The sequence below is a fragment of the Massilia hydrophila genome (assembly GCF_020208145.1).
Taxonomy (GTDB): Bacteria; Pseudomonadota; Gammaproteobacteria; order Burkholderiales; family Burkholderiaceae_D; genus Telluria; species Telluria hydrophila.
In genome coordinates this window covers 389,969-406,668 of sequence record NZ_JAHYBX010000003.1, presented here as the reverse complement: position 1 = coordinate 406,668, position 16,700 = coordinate 389,969, and the positions used below count along the sequence as shown (strand labels likewise).

The 16,700-nt window shown below is 65.6% G+C and carries 16 protein-coding genes and 2 tRNA genes; 15 read left to right on the top strand and 3 right to left on the bottom strand.

Going from position 1 to position 16,700, the window contains the following annotated elements; translation table 11 throughout:
• Positions 1 to 64 precede the first annotated feature (64 nt).
• Entirely contained in the window at positions 65 to 700 is a 636-nt protein-coding gene (lolA, locus tag LE190_RS11380; protein ID WP_225238791.1) for an outer membrane lipoprotein chaperone LolA, read from the top strand.
• A 91-nt stretch (positions 701 to 791) separates the two neighbouring features.
• Positions 792 to 2,096 carry a replication-associated recombination protein A gene (locus LE190_RS11375; RefSeq protein WP_225238790.1) on the top strand — a complete coding sequence of 435 codons (1,305 nt, stop codon included), beginning with the start codon at positions 792 to 794 and terminating at the stop codon, positions 2,094 to 2,096.
• Here LE190_RS11375 and LE190_RS11370 read toward each other — a convergent pair.
• Positions 2,093 to 2,449, bottom strand: a complete 357-nt coding sequence (locus tag LE190_RS11370) for a winged helix-turn-helix domain-containing protein (RefSeq protein WP_225238789.1) — start codon at positions 2,447 to 2,449, stop codon at positions 2,093 to 2,095. The genes LE190_RS11375 and LE190_RS11370 overlap by 4 nt on opposite strands.
• A 146-nt stretch (positions 2,450 to 2,595) precedes the next feature.
• Here LE190_RS11370 and LE190_RS11365 point away from each other — a divergent pair, with 146 nt between their 5' ends.
• The 9 genes from LE190_RS11365 to LE190_RS11325 all read left to right on the top strand — a co-directional run bounded on the left by LE190_RS11365 (position 2,596) and on the right by LE190_RS11325 (position 10,754).
• Positions 2,596 to 3,129 carry a hypothetical protein gene (locus LE190_RS11365; protein ID WP_225238788.1) on the top strand — a complete coding sequence of 178 codons (534 nt, stop codon included), beginning with the start codon at positions 2,596 to 2,598 and terminating at the stop codon, positions 3,127 to 3,129.
• A gap of 150 nt (positions 3,130 to 3,279) precedes the next feature.
• Positions 3,280 to 3,807, top strand: a complete 528-nt coding sequence (locus LE190_RS11360; protein WP_225238787.1) for a hypothetical protein — start codon at positions 3,280 to 3,282, stop codon at positions 3,805 to 3,807.
• A gap of 18 nt (positions 3,808 to 3,825) precedes the next feature.
• Positions 3,826 to 5,577 (top strand): hypothetical protein, encoded by a 1,752-nt coding sequence (locus LE190_RS11355; protein WP_225238786.1) that lies wholly within the window; start codon positions 3,826 to 3,828, stop codon positions 5,575 to 5,577.
• Positions 5,577 to 7,697 carry a hypothetical protein gene (locus tag LE190_RS11350; RefSeq protein ID WP_225238785.1) on the top strand — a complete coding sequence of 707 codons (2,121 nt, stop codon included), beginning with the start codon at positions 5,577 to 5,579 and terminating at the stop codon, positions 7,695 to 7,697. Before LE190_RS11355 ends, LE190_RS11350 begins: the two co-directional genes overlap by 1 nt.
• A gap of 18 nt (positions 7,698 to 7,715) precedes the next feature.
• Positions 7,716 to 8,381 (top strand): hypothetical protein, encoded by a 666-nt coding sequence (locus tag LE190_RS11345; protein WP_225238784.1) that lies wholly within the window; start codon positions 7,716 to 7,718, stop codon positions 8,379 to 8,381.
• Positions 8,382 to 8,605: 224 nt separating this feature from the next.
• Complete coding sequence (locus LE190_RS11340; protein WP_225238783.1) at positions 8,606 to 8,803, top strand: hypothetical protein; 198 nt, start codon at positions 8,606 to 8,608, stop codon at positions 8,801 to 8,803.
• A gap of 173 nt (positions 8,804 to 8,976) precedes the next feature.
• A complete protein-coding gene (gene serS, locus LE190_RS11335) occupies positions 8,977 to 10,269 on the top strand; it encodes a serine--tRNA ligase (RefSeq protein ID WP_225238782.1) in 1,293 nt (430 codons plus the stop codon).
• A 95-nt stretch (positions 10,270 to 10,364) separates the two neighbouring features.
• Positions 10,365 to 10,454: transfer RNA gene (locus LE190_RS11330), tRNA-Ser, on the top strand.
• Between the two features lie 210 nt (positions 10,455 to 10,664).
• Positions 10,665 to 10,754 (top strand) — tRNA-Ser (locus LE190_RS11325).
• A 210-nt stretch (positions 10,755 to 10,964) separates the two neighbouring features.
• On the opposite strand, the gene LE190_RS11320 is transcribed toward LE190_RS11325, so the two are convergent.
• Positions 10,965 to 12,155 (bottom strand): family 1 glycosylhydrolase, encoded by a 1,191-nt coding sequence (locus tag LE190_RS11320; protein ID WP_225238781.1) that lies wholly within the window; start codon positions 12,153 to 12,155, stop codon positions 10,965 to 10,967.
• Positions 12,156 to 12,373: 218 nt separating this feature from the next.
• Here LE190_RS11320 and LE190_RS11315 point away from each other — a divergent pair, with 218 nt between their 5' ends.
• On the top strand, positions 12,374 to 13,072 hold the full coding sequence (locus tag LE190_RS11315) for a YjjG family noncanonical pyrimidine nucleotidase (RefSeq protein ID WP_225238780.1): 699 nt from the start codon (positions 12,374 to 12,376) through the stop codon (positions 13,070 to 13,072).
• A gap of 20 nt (positions 13,073 to 13,092) precedes the next feature.
• Here LE190_RS11315 and LE190_RS11310 read toward each other — a convergent pair whose 3' ends face one another.
• The gene (locus tag LE190_RS11310) at positions 13,093 to 14,028 is read right to left on the bottom strand and encodes a N5-glutamine methyltransferase family protein (RefSeq protein WP_225238779.1); all 936 of its coding nucleotides are present in this window, start codon (positions 14,026 to 14,028) and stop codon (positions 13,093 to 13,095) included.
• A 189-nt stretch (positions 14,029 to 14,217) separates the two neighbouring features.
• On the opposite strand from LE190_RS11310, the gene LE190_RS11305 reads away from it, so the two are divergent.
• From LE190_RS11305 to LE190_RS11295, 3 genes are all read left to right on the top strand, one after another.
• A complete protein-coding gene (locus LE190_RS11305) occupies positions 14,218 to 14,415 on the top strand; it encodes a hypothetical protein (protein WP_225238778.1) in 198 nt (65 codons plus the stop codon).
• 44 nt (positions 14,416 to 14,459) lie between these two features.
• Positions 14,460 to 15,320 carry a KPN_02809 family neutral zinc metallopeptidase gene (ypfJ, locus tag LE190_RS11300; RefSeq protein ID WP_225238777.1) on the top strand — a complete coding sequence of 287 codons (861 nt, stop codon included), beginning with the start codon at positions 14,460 to 14,462 and terminating at the stop codon, positions 15,318 to 15,320.
• 190 nt (positions 15,321 to 15,510) lie between these two features.
• Positions 15,511 to 16,695, top strand: coding sequence for a zinc-dependent alcohol dehydrogenase (locus tag LE190_RS11295; protein WP_225238776.1), 1,185 nt, complete (start codon positions 15,511 to 15,513; stop codon positions 16,693 to 16,695).
• Positions 16,696 to 16,700: the final 5 nt, after the last annotated feature.

Below are 16,700 nucleotides of genomic sequence, written 5' to 3'. Positions count from 1 at the left end.
GTGGGCGGGTCCTCCCGCCCACGCGTTCAACGCACGGCGAGGGACCACAACAAGAGGAATGCCCATGCAATTTACGAGCACCCATGTCGCCGCATTGATCGCAAGCGCCGCCATCGCCCTGACGGCGAACGCCGAGGCCGCCGCCCTCGACCAGTTCAAGAGCTTCGTCGCCGGCACCAAGTCCGCCAGGGGCGAATTCACCCAGCAGCAGCTGAGCAAGTCGAAAGGCGGCAAGGCCGCTCCCGTCTCGAGCGGCAGTTTCGTGTTCGCCCGCCCCGGCAAGTTCATCTGGACCTACCAGAAACCTTATGAACAGCTGCTGCAGGCCGACGGCGAGACGCTCTACATCTACGACAAGGACCTGAACCAGGTCACCACCCGCAAGCTCGGCAACGCGCTGGGCTCGTCCCCGGCCGCCATCCTGTTCGGCAGCAACGACCTGGAAAAGAACTTCACCCTGAGCGAAGCGGGCGAGCGTGACGGTGCCGAGTGGCTGACCGCCGTGCCGAAGGCGAAGGACACGGCCTTCGAACAGATCGGCATTGGCCTGAAGGGCGGAGTGCCGGTGGCGATGGAACTGAAGGACCAGTTCGGCCAGGTCTCGCTGCTCAAGTTCACCAATTTCCAGCGCAATCCGGCGCTGGGCGCGCAGCATTTCAGGTTCGAGGTGCCGAAGGGCGCCGACGTCGTCAGCCAATAAGTGCGCCGATAAGCCGGCAGCGGCAACCGGAAGGCGCCGCGCAGGCCGGCCGTGCACATCTTCCGGTGCGTCTATCGTTTACACTAGGCGCATGGACGACCTTTTCAAGACCGAACCCGCGCCCCCGCTGGCCGAGGCGCTGCGCCCGCGCACGATCGGCGACGTCATCGGCCAGAGCCACCTGCTCGGCCCCGGCAAGCCGCTGAACCTGGTGTTCAAGTCCGGCAAGCCGCATTCGATGATCCTGTGGGGTCCGCCGGGCGTGGGCAAGACCACGCTGGCGCGCCTGACAGCGCACGCCTTTGACTGCGAGTTCATCGCGCTGTCGGCCGTGCTGTCGGGCGTGAAGGACATCCGCGCCGCCATCGAACAGGCCGAGCAGTACCTGGCGCGCGGCAAGCACACCATCCTGTTCATCGACGAGATCCACCGCTTCAACAAGGCGCAGCAGGATGCCTTGCTGCCCTTCGTCGAATCGGGCCTGGTCACGCTGATCGGCGCCACTACCGAGAACCCCTCGTTCGAGGTCAACTCGGCGCTCCTGTCGCGTTCCCAGGTGTACGTGCTGAAGGCGCTGAGCGACGCAGAGATGCGCCAGCTCTTGCAGCGCGCCCACGAACGCGTGCTGCAGCACCTGACGTTCGATGAGGTCGCGGTCGACACCCTGGTCGGCTATGCGGACGGCGATGCGCGCCGCTTCCTCAACCTGCTCGAGCAGACCAAGACCTCCGCCGACACGGCCGGTGTCACCCATATCACCGCGGACTTCGTCGAGAACGCGCTGACCCTGAATGCGCGCCGCTTCGACAAGGGCGGCGATAATTTCTACGACCAGATCTCGGCCCTGCACAAATCGGTGCGCGGCTCGCATCCGGATGCCGCCCTGTACTGGCTGTGCCGCATGCTGGATGGCGGCGCCGACGCCAAGTACCTGGCGCGCCGCATCGTGCGCATGGCCTGGGAGGACATCGGCCTGGCCGACCCGCGCGCGCTGCAGATCGCCAACGACGCCGCCACCACCTACGAGCGCCTGGGTTCCCCGGAGGGCGAACTGGCCCTGGGCCAGGCCGTGATCTACCTGGCCATCGCGGCCAAGAGCAATGCCGGCTACAACGCCTTCAACGCGGCGATGGCGTTCGTGCGCAAGGACAAGTCGCGCGAGGTGCCGGTCCACCTGCGTAATGCGCCGACGAAGCTGATGAAGGAACTGGGCTACGGCCACGCCTACCGCTACGCGCACGACGAGCCGCATGCCTATGCGGCGGGCGAGGCCTACCTGCCCGAGGGGATGCCGGAACCGGGCTGGTACCAGCCGGTGCCGCGCGGCGTGGAGTCGAAGATCGCCGAGAAGCTCGCCTTCCTGCGCGGTCTCGACGACGAGGCCGGGGCGGCCTAGCTGCCCTCGGTGGCCTTGAGCATCAGCCCCGACACCTGGTCGAAGTAGGCGAGGGCCGCCGGGGTCAGGTCGACCTGCTTGCGGCGGCTGTCCTCGGTATCGGCCAGCACCAGCCAGCCCTTGCTGCGCATCGACTTGATGCGGGTATGGACGGTGGCCGGCGCACCCAGGCCTTCCTGCGCCATCAGGTCGCGCACGCTGAGGCGCTCTTGCAGCTGGCGCGCGCGTCCGACCACGGCCAGAATGCGTTCCTCGAGCGGGTCGAGCGGCGGCAACGCGGGCAGGGCGCGCAGCGCATCGAGCAGGTTCAGGAAGCGCAGGTAGATGTCGGCCGGGCGGCTGGACTTGCTCATGCTGCTGCGCTCCCTGCCGCGGGATGCATCCCCGCCTGGCGCGCCGGGCCCGGGCCGGACCGGTCGGAATGTTCTGGATGGTGTGGCATTCGCTGATATGATCGTGCACTGAAGAGCAAAGCTTATCCTACCTCGCGTCCGAAGTCATGTCTGATATGCAGTGGAAGTTCGCCGCCGGCGCCGGCACGGCACTATTGTTCCTGGGTGCGATCGCGTTGAACGAGCTGCTGTTCTCCAGCTTCGAGTTCGCGCGCGGGATCAGCTGGGTCTACCTGCCGGCCGGCGTGCGCCTGCTGTGCACGCTGCTGTTCGCGGAAGCGGGCGCGCTCGGCATCCTCGCCGCGTCCTGGCTGATCTGCTTCTTCTACTTCTTCCCCGACGATCCGATCCGCTCCTTCATCGGCGGCATCCTGGCCGCGCTGGCGCCCTACCTGACCTACCGGATGCTGGTGGCGGGACGCATCGATGCCTCGCTGGCCGGGCTGGGGCCCTGGCGCCTGCTCGGCTGCGCGCTCGCCTTCTCGCTCGCCAGTCCGGCGCTGCACCACCTCTGGTTCGCGCTGCGCGGACAGCGCGAGGGCCTGCTCGACAGCTTCCTGGTCATGGCCAGCGGCGACCTGGTGGGCACGCTCATCGTGCTGTATGGCGCCAAGTTGCTGCTGCTCCTGCGCCGCCCGTAGGGCTTTGCGGTGAAAACCGCCCGCGCTAGCGGAATATGCGACCTGAATAATATTGGAAAGCACTAAACAAGATTTCTTTACAGAAATGTGTTGACTCTGTAGGATCGCCCAGTTCCAACCGCTTTAAAAATTATAACGATAGGGGTGATCATGCAGAACAAACGGAGAGTGCTTGTGCTCGCGCTCGCACTGGCGATGGGTGCGGCCATGTCGCAGTTGACAGCCTGCGACGGCGCACGCGAGAGCCTGGCAACGGCCATCAAGCCCGCCAGTGCCGCCGATGTCGCGAGCGCCATGCGCGCACAGATTACGCAGGGGAAGTTCGCCGAAGCTGGGGCACAAGGCGTGGCTTTCCTGAATGACAAGCAGGATGCGGCGGGCGTAGTTGCGTGGGAGACCGCCAAGGCCAGTGCCCAAGCGGGAAAAGCGGATGATGCCGTGCGCTTTGCCGAGCTGGCCATCAAGGGGGGCGCCATTTCGGGCGTGGACTTGATGGCCGAGCCACTGCTCGAGCCGGTGCGTACCGATTTGCGCCTGGTGGCGCTCGCAGCAGGCGGCGCCGAGGGAGCGGCCGTGGCGCGCACCCAGGCAAGCGTCCCGGCCGATGCCGAAGCCACCATCGATGCTTCCGGGGTCAAGGCACGCGCCGGTGACGTCTCGGTCGAACTTCCCCAGTAATCCACATTTCCCACACCCATGAAAAAGAATCTCCTGCTGCCAGCGCTGTTCGCGCTCGGCGCCATCAGCACTGCTTTGCCTGCTTTGGCCGAAACCTTCTCCGCCAACGGCGTCAAGGAACTCAGCATCAAGGCCAGCGGCGACTTGGTCAATGCCCGTCGGCTCGCACGCGAACAGGCCGAGAAGGACGCGGTGGCCAGCGTGCTGCGCATGAAGCTCAGCGCCAACCTGAACGACCCGAAAGTGAAGAACGCCGTCGAGGAGCTGCGCAAGCAGCTGGCGGACAACCTGCGCACTTCCTTTCTCGCCGAGGGTGATATCCTGACCGCGCGCACGGTGCTCAACGTTGAATCGAACCAGTTCCTCGACATGACTCGCTCCTACGGTCTTGGCTCGAAGCTGGCCAGCGGCGGTGCCAAGGTCCTGTTCCTGATCGACGAATACTATGGTGTCGGCACCAGGCTCGATCCGTCCAAGCCGCTGCTCACCGAAATCGATTACTCGCACGACAAGAGCTCGATGTCGGACCGCAGCTCGGCCAGCTCGTCCGCGCGGAGCGCGTCGAGCAGCTCGGCCAGTGCCGCCAAGGGCAGCTTTGCGGCGGCTTCGTCCGACAAGGCCGCATACGCGGCCAGCTCGGCCTCGTCGGTGGCAGCTCGCGACCGCACATCCTTCGCCGGCTCGGACAAGGCATCGTTCAGCGGTTCCGACCGCGCCGCGCTGGCGGTCCAGGACGGCTACGGTGGCGCGGCTGCCGGCGCCCGGAACAGCCAGGCGAGCGGGTCGCGCGAGACCAGTGTGGCAGGCGCGCGCGACACCCAGTTCGCAGGGGCGCAGAAGTCGGCGGTGGCGGCAAGTTCGTCCTCACAGGCGGCGGTCAGCGCCAGCTACTCCAGCGCCAGCGCGGCCAAGTCGGCCAGCAGCGCCAGTCATTCGGAAAAGCAGAATGACATCCAGCGCCAGAACGACGTGGTCAACCTCAAGGTGCGCCAGGTCTTCGCCGGCATCGACAATGCCAAGCCGGCCGAGGCCGAGGCGTCTCTGATCAATCAGAAGCTGCAGCAGGTCGTCAGCGAGTTCGGCCTGTCGTTCACCGACGAGCGGGATTTCCGTGTCGAAGCAGGGCGCCGCCTGACCATCTCCGACATCACCCGCATGCAGAAATTCGACAGCTACCTGCAGAAGGCCGCCAGCGGCAACTACAAGGCCCGCTACGTCGTCTATGGTCAGGCCACCATGCATTCGGAAGGCATGTCGCCGAGCGGCCAGGTGCAGTGTTCAGGCCAGCTGGCATTGACCTCGTCCGACGTCGACACCGGCGAAGGCTTTGCGTCCGGCACCATCCCGAAGCGCGCGGTGGGAACCAGCGACCAGGACTGCCGCGCCAACCTTGCCGACGCCCTGGCGCGTTCGCTGGCCGACACCATCGGCACCAAGGCCCAGCGCGACCTGCTGCAGGCCACTACTCTGGGCGCGCCCTACCTCGTGCAGGTGTACAGCCCGCAACGCGTCCCAGGCAAGCTGCGCCGCGAGTTCGAGCGCCGCGTGCAAGAGCTGACTGGCGTGGTCGAATTCGGCGAAGGCGACAATGCTACCGACGAACTGCGCAGCTGGAAGGTCGTCGCCAAGGGTAACTTCAGCAGCCAGGTCAACGACCTGGTGGACGAGTACATCGAAGCGGACAACAGCGCCTTCCGCAATGGCCGCTTCGAGCGCCGTGGCAATCGCCTGCTGTTCTGTATCGAAGGCAAGTGCCCGGAGCAGATCTAATGCGCGGCCTGCTTCTTGCAACCGGCCTGCTGGCCGGCATGGGCGCAGCCTTGCCTGCCGCAGCCGCGTCGTTCTACCTGTTCCCGGTACAGGAACTCGAAGGCATGTCACCCGAAGCGCGCCAGGCCCGCAGCTTGCTCGATCCCAAGGTGATGAGGCGCCTGTTCGACGGCACCGACGGGCAGGCGGCGCAGGCCGCGCTGCTCAAGCGCTTCGTTGGCCAGTTGCATGCTGTCTACCCGGATTCGCTGGTGCATGCCAAGCAGGTGGCCGACAACCGCATCGGCAGCGGCTACCGCTTTGTCAACGATAGCAGCCTGCAGTGCCGCGCCACGCCATCGTTCGCGGTGACCGACACCTACGCTGTCGTACTGGGCGTGACCCGCGCCTCGCTCTACGAGGTAGAGCGAGGCGAGAACGTCGAAGTACTCGTGCCGGTGACCCTGAGCCTGCAGTTCGTACGCCCGAGCCTGGCCAAGGTCGTCTACACGATGAGCGAGACCGTGTATACACCCTTCCGCTTCAGCCGCGCCGAGTATGCATCCGGTGCGATGGACGCGACGATCCGCGCCGAGGTACTCAAGAACGTCGAGGCCCAGGTCGATTCCCTGGTGGCGGTCGCCCGCGCCGGGTTCGACCCGAAGGCGCTGGATGTGAAGATCGCCGACCGCGACGGCAAGTTCCTGGTTGCCGAGCGTGGCGTGGAAGCCGGGTTCGTGAAGGGCGAACAGGTCGAGGCGCGCGCCCGGGACGGCAAGGCGAGCATCTTCGACGTGCTGTATGCTGACAGCGGCTACGCCGTGCTGCGCGCCGCGATGGGCGGCGCCTCGCCAGGCGATACCCTGCAGTTCACTTTCGAGGGTACGGGTGACGACAGCCGCAAGCCGCGCCTGATGCCGGTGGCTGGTGCCGCCGACGCTGCCTCGAATGCGGTGGCCGACATGTTTGGACGCGCGATCGGTTTCAAGGCATCGTTCCAGCTCAGTCCCGTGGATGTGCACTTTGCCCAGACCCGCCAGCTGATCACGCGTTCTGCCAACTGCGTGGACTGGGGCAAGTTGCCGAGCATGTCGGAAGCCTCGGGCGTGCGCACCGACCCGCCCGATTTCTTCCTGCGCTTCACGCCTGTGTCGACGCCGAGTGTGCGGCTCAGCGGGGCAGGTGGCACCAAGACCGAAGAGCGTTTCCATACGCTGGTGAGCGCGCAGGTCGTGGACCGCTTCGGCAAAGTGGTGTTTTCGGAGCTGGGCGACGACGACTACAGCATCGAGCGCGTGCGGGGAAGCGGCCTGCACCTGGACCAGGCGCGCGAAGTGGCGCTCAAGAATGCGACCGCCAGGCTGGCGCAGAATTTCCTGGCCAATGTGCGCTTCACGCCGCGCGAACTGCGTATCGCCAAGGTGGACGGCGAGCGCCTGTGGGTCGAGGGCATGGATGGCGTGCCCGGACAGCGTCCGAGCTTTGCGGTGCTGCACCCGCTGTCGGCCAAGGCGAATGGAAATCCGGCCTTGCTCGACCTCGACGTGTCTGGGGGCTCTACTGCGCCACTCGGCGAAGGGGCGCTGGTAGGACTGTCCTACTCGGCCACCAATCCTGCGCTGCCGAAGCCGCAGCGCGGTGACATCGTGCGCATTTTCGACCAGCAGCTGCCGGGCGTGACCCCGGTGGTCGATTGCCAGGAACCGGTCTACGTCGGACAGAACAACCAGGCCGAGGCTGTATATGCGGCGCCGCTGGTGCGTCACGTCCTGTACCGCTCGCGCAAGCACGCGGGACACGTGGGCGATCCTGCCTTCTATGACGAAGCCAATGGACTGCTCAAGGCAGGGATGTTCTCGCTCGCATTGCAGGCGCCGGCGATTGCGCTGTGCGTGCAGCCCGGCTATGTGATCCGGGAGGACGCGGCGCAGTGCGAGGGCGAAGCCTGCCGTGCCACCGTGACGCTCGGCCTGATGGCGCGCTTCAAGAACGGCAGCGAGGTGGCGAAGACCGTGACGACCGGACTGCGGACGGAATTCAGTGGCATGCCGGCGGCCAGCCGTGCGGCATTCTACGGATACAGGGAGCTGGGTAATGGACTGTCCATGCAGTCGGACCTGCTCAAGAAACTCGATAACTAAAACAAAGGAACCTGAAACATGAAGAAGATCGCACAAGCAGTGATGGTAGCCGCCTGCCTGATGGGCGCGGGCGCGGCGCATGCCCAACTCGGGGGGCTGGGCGGCCTGCTGGGCGCCAAGAGCAGCGGCAGCGACATCGGCGGCGATGTCACGACCTTCATCAACCAGAGCACGGCGCTGAGCAAGCTCACCGGCAACGCGGTCATCGCGATCAACATAGCTTTCGCCAACGCCGAGCAGCGCGACCAGACCAAGGCCGAGCTCGACGCCATTGCCAAACTGACCGATCCGAAGGAGCAGAAGGCGCGCACCGCCGCGCTGGTGGAATCGCAGTCCGCGGCAGCCAAGCGTCTGTATGATTCCGGTGAGATGAAGGCCCGCATGGGTACGCTCGACGGAGCCAGCAAGAAACAGGTCGGCGACGCACTGCTGAACTACGGCATTGGGGCCCTGCAGGCCGCGGCGCTGACCAAGACTGGCCAGTCGCTGATCGCCAAGGCCGGCGCGAATCCGATGGCGCTGCCGCAGGTCCTGCCGGTCAAGGATTCGCTGCCGATGCTGGGCAAGGTCGTCAGTGATTCCGGTGGCTTCATCGCCGGCGTCATCAAGCTGGCCCAGGGCGCGAAGATCGACGTCCAGCAGCCAAAGGCCGATTCCAAGCCGGTCGACCTGGGCGTGTTCTAAGCCTGTTCCCGCATGGATGGCGGCGCTTATGCCGCCATCCTTTTCACTGGTGCTTGCGGAATACGACGTAACGTCGGCGAACGCGCCTGCTTCGCATGCCTGTTCCGGGCTTTGCGCATTCCATCCCCTGTTTTTCGCGCTTCGTCGCATCCCGATGGCGACAGCTCCTGGCGATCGGTAAAGTTCAATCATACCGAATCACTTTTGAGCCCAAGGAGCACACCATGAACATCCGTAAAAACTTCGAAGCAATCTTCCTCACCGCCGCCGCACTGGGCCTGGTCGCCAGCTACGCCACCGCCGCCGCGCGCCCTGTCGAGATCCTGCAGGCCTCTTCGGCGGTCATGGTCGACTCGACCGTCCACGTGGTCGTGGTCAAGGCGCCGCGCCTGAGCGTGGCCGAGAAGGCAGGTCTGCAGTAAGCAGGCGTGCAACAGGAAGGCGGCCCCGGAGCGCCGACCGGAGCTGATTGACAGGGCCCGGCGAGCGGCCCGGCTGGCGTAACCGATCCCGCCTGCGAATCTCGCCAAGAACAGGAGAAAACGGCTCCCGGCTTGGTACAATTGTGTTTTCGACATACGCAAGCGTCCCTGACATGATTGACATCCAACTTCTCCGCAAAGACATCGACAACGTCGCCGCGCGCCTGGCGACCCGCAAGTTCCAGCTCGACGTGGCCGCCTTCGGCGCCCTCGAAGCCGAACGCAAGACGATCCAGACGCGCACCGAAGAACTGCAGGGCAAGCGCAATTCGCTGTCCAAGCAGATCGGCATGATGAAGGGCAGGGGCGAGGACACCGCCGGCGCGATGGCGGAAGTGGCCGGCCTCGGCGACGAGTTGAAGGCCAACGAGGCGAAGCTGGCCGAGGTGCAGGAGCACATGGCGCGCTTCATCGAAGCGGTGCCGAACCTGCCGCACGAGAGCGCCCCGCAGGGCCTCGATGAAAGCGGCAATGTCGAGGTGCGCAAGGTCGGTACGCCGCGCGTCTTCGACTTCGAGGTGAAGGACCATGTCGACATCGGCGAGAAGCTGGGCCTGGACTTCGACACCGCGACCAAGCTGACCGGTTCGCGCTTCTCGATGATGAAGGGCGGCATGGCGCGCCTGCACCGCGCGCTGGCGCAGTACATGCTCGACACCCACACCGGCCAGCACGGCTATACCGAGTGCTACACCCCGTACATGGTCAACGCCGACTCGCTGCGCGGCACCGGCCAGCTGCCGAAGTTCGAAGCCGACCTGTTCTCGGTGAAGAAGGGCGGCGCGGAAGGCGAGGGCGAGCAGTTCTACCTGATTCCGACCTCGGAAGTCTCGCTGACCAATGTCGTGCGCGACGAGATCGTGGCGCTCGACCAGCTGCCGCTGAAGATGACGGCGCACACTCCCTGCTTCCGTTCGGAAGCGGGCAGCTACGGCCGCGACACGCGCGGTATGATCCGCCAGCACCAGTTCGACAAGGTCGAGCTGGTCCAGGTGGTGCATCCGGAACAGTCGTATGCGGCGCTCGAAGAGATGGTGGGCCAGGCCGAGTTCATCCTGACCTCGCTGGGCCTGCCCTACCGCGTGATGCTGCTCTGCACGGGCGACATGGGCTTTTCAAGCGCCAAGACCTACGACCTCGAGGTCTGGCTGCCGGCCCAGAACACCTACCGCGAGATTTCCTCGCTGTCGAATTGCGAAGCCTTCCAGGCGCGCCGCATGGGCGCCCGTTTCCGCAACGCAGCCGGCAAGCCGGAACTGCTGCACACCCTGAACGGCTCCGGCCTGGCCGTGGGCCGCACGCTGGTGGCGGTGCTGGAGAACTACCAGCAGGCGGACGGCAGCGTGATCATTCCAGAAGTGCTGCGTCCCTACATGGGCGGGCTGGAACGCCTGTCGCCGGCCTGAAAAGTTTTTGCGGTTGGGAAGAATGTTTGCTCTTCCGTTTTTGCAAGAGCATCGCTATAATGCGTGTCTCTTGCAGCGACCGCAACACCGATTTAGGAGAGGTGGCAGAGTGGTCGAATGTACCTGACTCGAAATCAGGCGTACGGGTGACCGTACCGTGGGTTCGAATCCCACCCTCTCCGCCAGTAAAACAAAAAGGACTCCCTCGGGAGTCCTTTTTGTTTGCGTTGGGCAGTCTGCGATGCTCATGCTTTGCCTGATGAAATTTCCTTTCATCTTGTAGCTATCAATGTAATTTCCTTTCACGCCTGTCTCGAGCTTACTTGCACCTTCCCGAAACCCCAAACAGCCGCTATAATGCGGCCTCGCTTACGCGACCACGCAGCACCGAATCAGGAGAGGTGGCAGAGTGGTCGAATGTACCTGACTCGAAATCAGGCGTACGGGTGACCGTACCGTGGGTTCGAATCCCACCCTCTCCGCCAGTAAATAAAAAGGGCTCCCTCGGGAGTCCTTTTTGTTTTCGGGCGGTGAGGAGAGCGCCCCCTGTGGGGCGCTCGCGTGGGATGCGAAGCCGTGCGCATACTTGCGCACGGGCGGCCCGCGGGATGTGGGCGAATCCCACCCTCTCCGCCAGTAAATGAAAGGGCTCCCTCGGGAGCTCTTTTCGCTATGCGGCGGCGTCCTGGCAGCGGCTAGCGTAGAAAGATGAAATCGTTCCCCACCCTCGGCCGCCAAGTCTCGATCAGCTGACGATATGCTTCCCCCACCGGCCGCACCCGCCGCTCCAGGTCGCACAGCCCATACTCGTTGACCGTGCCGACGTTCGCCGTGAGCGCGCTGTCCCAATCCACCTGGTCGATCAGGCTGTACCAGGTAAAGCCGAGGATCGGCACGCCGTCCGTCTTCAGGCGCACCAGGTTCGACCACTGCTTGTCGAGCCAGGCGCGCGCATCCTTCGATCCGGCGCCCGCGTCGCGGTTATTGGTCTCGGTATGCATCACCGGGATCCGGTAGCGGTGGTAGTACTGCTGGGTGATCACGTAGTAGCCGAACAGCTCGCAGGAACTGGTGCTGCCGTCCGGGTGGATTACATGCTCGTTGGTCGCGTAGTAGTCGTTCCCCATGATGCACACCGGCTTGACGCTGCGGTTGAGGAAGAAGTGGTAGTCCTTGCGCGTCATGCCGTGGTCGAACAGGTATTCGTACATGCGGCCGCTGACGTCGTGGCCGTAGGTAAGGTCGAGCGCCAGGAAGCGCAACTCGTTCATGTGGCGCGCCAGCTCCATCGCGTCCGGGCCGGACGGGTGGAAGTATTCCGACGATTCGCTCTGGATGAACTTGGCGTCCGGCCGCACCATCATGATCGCCTCGGTCGCCAGGATGTTGGCGCGCGCCAGGTGGCGGATCGCGTTGACGAACGCCCGGTCCGAGCGCAGGCGCTCGTTCCACAGGCCCTCGTGGGCCGAGAACTTGGCGGTGATGTAGATCTCGTTGATCGGCGTGTACAGGTCGACCCAGGGATAGCGTTTCGCGAACGCGGCCGCGTACTCGGTGAAGAAGGGCACGAACTCGGGATTCTGGAAGTTGCCCAGCCAGTCGGGCAGGCCGAAGTGGCACAGGTCGACGATCGGCTTGATGCCGCGCGCGCGGATGTCGGCGAAGACCTCGTCGGTGAAGTCCCAGTCGTAGCGGCCCGGGCCCAGGTGCACCCGGTAGTAGGGCGGGCCGTAGCGCAGCGCGTCGATCCCGAGCGCGCTGACCAGGGCCAGGTCTTCCTTCCAGTGGCGGTAGTGGCCGGTCTTTTCCATCTCGTCGATGCGCAGGGCGCTGCCATCGCCACCGGTGACCACCGGATAGCTGCCCTCGATCCCGGTCGCAAACATGAATCCCTGCATGGCATGCTCCCTTTCGCCGGCCCTGACTCCAGCCGGCCAATCCATCTTCCTGCCAACGCCGGTGCCATGCAAGACAAATGGTGCGCGCAGATGTATCCAACTGTATCCGTTTGGCGCGCGCGCAACGGTCCCGCCCATGGGCGCGCCGAAGGGAAGGCGGGATGCCCATGCTAAGATGCCCGGTCATGCATGAAGAGATGGACGCAGTGAGACACACCTTATTCCTGTTCGACCTGGACGATACGCTGCTCGATTTCAGGGCCTCGGAGCAGCTGTCCTTCGCGCGCACCATGCGCGCGCTCGGCCTCGATGGCACCGTGGACGCCCTGTTCCAGCAATACCAGGCCATCAACCTGGCCCTGTGGCGGGCCTTCGAAGCCGGCACCGTCTCCAAGGACGTGCTGAAGGTCGAGCGCTTCCGCCAGACCTTCGCCCTGAACGGCCTCGACCTCGATCCGGAAGCGGCCAGCGCGTGCTATCTCGAGTCGCTGTCCGATACGGTCGTGCTGGTCGATGGCGCGCGCCAGCTGTGCGCCAGCCTGAGCGCGATCGGCGAAATCGGGATCATCACGAATGGCGTGCACCATATCCAGCACCGGCGCATCGCCAGTTCAGGACTGGGCGAGTACATCGCCTTTGTCGCGACCTCGGAAGCCTGCGGCCACGCCAAGCCCGACAGCCGCTTCTTCGACTACACGGTGCGCATGGCGCGCGCGTTCGCGCAGCACGAGACCGTCGTCGTCGGCGACCGGCTCGACGCCGACATCCTCGGCGCGAACCGCTTCGGCATCGACAGCTGCTGGTTCAATCCGGGCCGCGTCGCCAACGACACGGGGGCTCGGCCCAGCTGCGAAGTCGCCAGCCTGGATGCGGTGATCCCGGCGCTGTACCGGCTGGCCGCCTGAATAGCCGCCCGGTTGCCGGCTCAGCGCCTGATCGCGTGCAGCCAGACGGCCGCGATACGCTCCACGTCCTCGTAGCCGGGTTCGCCCAGCTGCCCGCCGAAGATGTCTGGATCCAGCTCGTCATAGGTCCAGTGGTCGCAAACCCGCTCCAGCTCGGGGCGGATGCTTTCCAGGAAATCGTCGCGCGCGCCGGCGATCGCCACCCCCGTATAGAGCATCAGGCTGCCGCCGCGGCGCAGGTGCGCCAGGCTTTCCTTGACGATGCGCACCGACAGCTCGGCGCCGCGCATGCCGCCGCCGTGGCGGTAGGGCAGTTCGCTCGGGTCGAGCACGTAGGGCGGATTGGAAACGATCAGGTCGAAGTCGCCTTCCAGGCTGTCGAACAGGTCGCTGTGCTGGACGGTCAGGTTGTCGAGGCCGGCCAGTCGCGCGTTCACCACGCTCAAGGCCAGCGCCCGGGTATTGATGTCGGCGCCGACCACCTCGGCGTGCGGGAAGTGGCGCGCAATCGCCAGCGCCCCGGCGCCGGCGCCGCAGCCGATGTCGAGCGCCCGTACCGGCCCGGAACCGAGCCAGGGAAAGGCCCGCCCCATGGTACCGACGAAGCGGTAGGTGTCCGGCCCGAAGAACACGGCGTCATGCTCGTCGGTGGGAAAGGCCGAGTGGAACACCAGCATGTCGCCCAGGCTGGAGGCGCGCAGCGTCGAGCGCAGCAGGCTGCCGTCCTGCGCCAGGATGCGCGCTTCGCGCATCAGGGCCAGCAGCTCGGGGGCGACGTCGTCCGCGGCAAAGGGCCGGCTCCAGCCGAAGATGCCGCGCAGGTCGAGCGCGCGCTCGTTGCCCGGGCGCCGGTTGATGCGGCGGTGGGTCGACGGCGTCACCGTCATGAAACGGTAGTCGTGGGCGCGCAGGTAGGTGCCTAGGGAGAGCAGGGCTTGGGCATGGTGGCTTGTCATGCCGCCAGCATCCGTCATCGGGCCCGGCGTGGCTGTGCGGCAGCGAACATACTTGCCGTACAGCTGCCAATTCCCTGCCATGTCCCCGGCCCGTTGCCGATTTCGCGTCGAATATCCCTGCTGTGTGCGCATGCGAACAGTGCGCGCTCGCCCCCGCGTCCATACTCGGTTCGACTAGTCGGAGGATGCATGGCAAACAGGGACGGCGACGAAGGTCTGGCAACGCCGCGGCGCCAGCTGGAACGCGAACTGGCGCGCGAACGCCAGGCGCGCAGCCAGCACGACGCGGTGCGCGCCGGGCTGGCGCCGCAGGAGGAAGAATTGCGGCTCAAGGACGCGCGCGAGCGCGCCGATACGTGCGGGCTGAAGCGGCGTCCTGAACGCTGAGCCGCCCGCATTCGCATACACAGGACAGGCGGGGAGGACAGGCCATGAAGTGGGAAGGCGAACGCGAAAGCACGAATGTGGAGGACCGCCGCGGTGGCGGCGGTGGATTCGGCGGGCTGGGCGGACGCAGCGTCGGCATCGGCACCCTGGTGATTGCCCTGGTCGGCGGTGCGATCTTCGGCGTCGATCCGGGCACCATCCTGGCCCTGCTCTCGGGCGGGGGCGGCGCGGTACCGGTCCAGCAGCGCCAGCCTGCGGGGCCGCCGGCGAACGACGAGCAATCGGTGTTCGTCCGCAAGACGCTGGGCTCGACCGAGGATGCCTGGGCCCAGCTGTTCTCCGGCCAGGGCGCGCAATACCAGCCGGCGCGCCTGGTGCTGTTCGAAGGCGCCACGCCCACCGCATGCGGCACCGGGCGCAGCGCCACCGGCCCCTTCTATTGCCCGGCGGACCGCCAGGTGTACATCGATCTCAGCTTCTTCCGCCTGATGGAGCAGCGCTTCAGGGTGGAAGGCGAATTCGCCCAGGCCTACGTGATCGCGCACGAGGTCGGCCACCACGTGCAGAACCTGCTCGGCATCTCGGACCAGGTGCATCGCGCCCAGCAGGCCATGTCCGAGACCGAAGGCAACCGCTTGTCGGTGCGGCTCGAGCTGCAGGCCGACTGCTTTGCCGGCATCTGGGCCCACCAGCGCAGCCAGGTGATCGAGCCCGGCGACGTGGAGGCGGCGCTGGCCGCGGCAACCGCCATCGGCGACGATGCGCTGCAGCGCCAGTCGCAGGGGACAGTGGTGCCGGATTCGTTTACCCATGGCAGTTCGGCGCAGCGGGTGCGCTGGTTCCGCCGCGGCCTGGAGAGCGGCAGCGTGGAGCAGTGCAATACCTTCGAAGCGCGCCAGCTCTAGCGCGCCGTGTAGGACAAGCTCCCGTCGAGCCCCCGCGACGTTCGAAAGCGCGTAGAAACGCCCCGTTCGTTTCCGTGCGCGTATCGCAATCCTTAGCGTTTTGACATAACGTGCATCCACATCGCCCGCCGAGCGGCGGGCACCGTGACATCCTGTCGTGAAACACTCATGTGACTTTCGAGGAGGAGTTATGCTGGCAATGAATTACCGCGGGCCCTATCGTGTCCGCGCCGACCACAAGCCCGACCCTGTCATCGAGCATCCCGGCGACGCCATCGTGCGCGTCACCCGTTCGTGCATCTGTGGTTCGGACCTGCACCTCTACCATGGCATGGTGCCCGACACCCGTGTCGGCCATACCTTCGGACATGAGTTCATCGGCGTGGTCGAGGACGTCGGCTCCAGCGTGCAGAACCTGAAGGTGGGCGACCGCGTGCTGGTGCCCTTCAACCTGTTCTGCGGTTCCTGCTTCTTTTGCCAGCGCGAGCTGTTCGGCAACTGTCACAACACGAACCCGGAAGCGACCGCGGTCGGCGCCATCTACGGCTATTCGCACACGGCCGGCGGCTACGATGGCGGCCAGGCCGAGTTCGTGCGCGTGCCGATGGCCGACGTCGGCCCCTACGTGATCCCGGACGACATCGAGGACGACGACGCCGTGCTGCTGACCGATGCGCTGCCGACCGGCTACCAGGCGGCCGAGATGGGCGACATCAAGGAGGGCGACACGGTGGTGGTGTTCGGCGCCGGCCCGGTCGGCATCTTCGCCGCCAAGTCGGCCTGGCTGATGGGCGCGGGACGCGTGATCGTGGTCGACTGCGTCGACTACCGGCTGGAGTTCGTCAAGCGCTACGCCCAGTGCGAGACCGTGAACTTCCTCGAAGTGAACGACATGGCGCTGCACATCAAGAAGATGACCGACTGGATGGGCGCCGACGTCTGCATCGACGCGGTCGGCGGCGACGCCTCGGGCAACATCAGCCAGACCATCACCGGGCGCCTGATGAAGATCCAGGGCGGCGCGGCCACCGTGCTGCACTGGTGCATCAATTCGGTGCGCAAGGGGGGCAACGTGTCGATCGTGGGCGTATACGGCCCGACCACCAACATGGTCCCGATCGGCAACGCGCTGAACAAGGGCCTGACCCTGCGCATGAACCAGGCCAGCGTCAAGCGCCACCTGCCGCGCCTGATCGAGCACATCCGCGCCGGGCACATCGATCCGAAGCAGATCATCACCCACCGCATCCCGCTGGAAGAAGTGTCCGACGCCTACCACATCTTCTCGAGCAAGCTCGACAACTGCATCAAGCCCATCCTGATCCCGCCGAGCGCCAACCAGGTGCGCGCGGTCAAGGCCAGCACCACGCATTAAGGAGC